The following is a 1,967-nucleotide window of genomic DNA, read 5'->3' as shown; positions in this document are numbered from 1 at the left end:
CGTAAACACTTAGCTAATGCTATCCGTGCTCTTAGCATGGACAGCGTACAACAAGCCAATTCTGGTCACCCAGGCGCCCCTATGGGGATGGCTGACATCGCTGAAGTTCTTTGGCGCTCTCACCTCAACCACAACCCAGCGGATCCAGAGTGGGCTGACCGTGACCGTTTTGTGCTGTCTAATGGTCATGGCTCAATGCTGATTTATTCTCTGCTGCACCTATCAGGTTATGAGCTTTCAATTGATGAACTGAAAAATTTTCGTCAGCTTCACTCTAAAACGCCAGGCCACCCTGAATATGGCTATGCGCCAGGTATTGAAACGACCACTGGCCCTCTAGGTCAAGGCATTACCAATGCTGTAGGTATGGCGCTGGCTGAAAAGGCCCTTGCGGCGCAGTTTAATAAGCCAAATCATGATATTGTCGATCACTTCACTTATGCCTTTATGGGTGATGGTTGTCTGATGGAAGGGATCTCGCATGAAGCGTGTTCTTTGGCTGGCACACTAGGCCTTGGCAAGTTGATCGCCTTTTGGGATGATAATGGCATTTCAATCGATGGGCATGTTGAAGGTTGGTTCTCTGACGATACACCAAAACGTTTTGAATCATACGGTTGGCATGTCATTGCGGCGGTAGATGGCCACGATCCTGAGGCGATCAATACAGCAATCCATGCAGCAAAAGCGGATCCTCGTCCAACATTGATTTGTACTAAAACAATCATCGGCTTTGGTTCACCGAATAAATCTGGCTCTCACGATTGCCATGGTGCCCCTCTTGGCGCAGATGAAATTACGGCTACTCGTAAGCAACTGGGTTGGGAACATGGTCCATTTGAAATCCCTGCGGATGTGTACGCCCAGTGGGATGCCAAAGAAGCTGGCGCGGCTAAAGAAGCGGCGTGGAATGACAAATTTGCCGCATACGCAGCAGCATTTCCTAAAGAAGCGGCTGAGCTTAAGCGTCGTATAAATGGCGAACTGCCTGCCCAGTGGCAAGAGAAAACCAGCCAAATCATTGCAGACTTGCAAGCTAACCCGGCCAACATTGCTTCACGTAAAGCGTCGCAAAATGCGCTGGAAGCGTTTGGTCAAATGTTGCCAGAGTTTTTGGGCGGCTCTGCCGATTTAGCGCCTTCGAATCTGACCATGTGGTCTGGCTCTAAGTCAGTATCGGCCGAAGATGCGTCGGGCAACTACATCCACTATGGCGTGCGTGAGTTTGGTATGACGGCGATCATGAATGGTATTGCCCTTCATGGCGGCTTTGTTCCTTATGGCGCAACATTCCTTATGTTTATGGAATACGCACGTAATGCCATGCGCATGGCGGCGTTGATGAAGATCCAAAACATTCAAGTCTACACCCATGATTCGATTGGTCTGGGTGAAGATGGCCCAACGCACCAACCTGTTGAGCAAATGGCTTCGCTGCGCATGACGCCAAACATGAATACATGGCGACCATGCGATCAGGTTGAATCGGCAGTAGCTTGGAAACTGGCTATTGAGCGTAAAGATGCACCGACCGCCCTGGTTTTCTCGCGCCAAAACCTAGCGCAGCAAGAGCGTAGCACAGAGCAAGTAGCGAATATTGCCAAAGGTGGTTATATCCTTAAAGATTGCCAAGGTCAGCCAGAGCTTATCCTTATTGCAACAGGCTCTGAAGTTGAGTTAGCCGTTAACGCGGCGGCTGAGCTGACAGCAGAAGGCAAAAAAGTGCGCATTGTATCCATGCCATCAACCGATACCTTTGATAAACAAGAAGCCGCGTACCGCGAAGCCGTTTTACCATCCGATGTGACCGCACGTGTTGCCATTGAAGCTGGTATTGCTGACTTCTGGTACAAGTACGTAGGGTTTGACGGCCGTATTATCGGTATGACAACCTTCGGTGAATCTGCACCTGCGGGCGAGCTGTTCAAAATGTTTGGCTTTACGACGGAAAATGTCGTTAACACAGC

1 protein-coding gene is annotated in these 1,967 nt (G+C 49.8%); it reads left to right on the top strand.

Going from position 1 to position 1,967, the window contains the following annotated elements:
* Nucleotides 1-1,967, top strand: a 1,967-nt coding sequence (tkt, locus tag KO511_RS07725; protein ID WP_215986875.1) for a transketolase, incomplete at both ends; no start/stop codon positions are given.

The organism is Vibrio hepatarius (assembly GCF_018860525.1).
In the GTDB taxonomy this organism is placed as follows: domain Bacteria; phylum Pseudomonadota; class Gammaproteobacteria; order Enterobacterales; family Vibrionaceae; genus Vibrio; species Vibrio hepatarius_B.
This window is presented reverse-complemented; position numbering and strand designations above follow the sequence as displayed.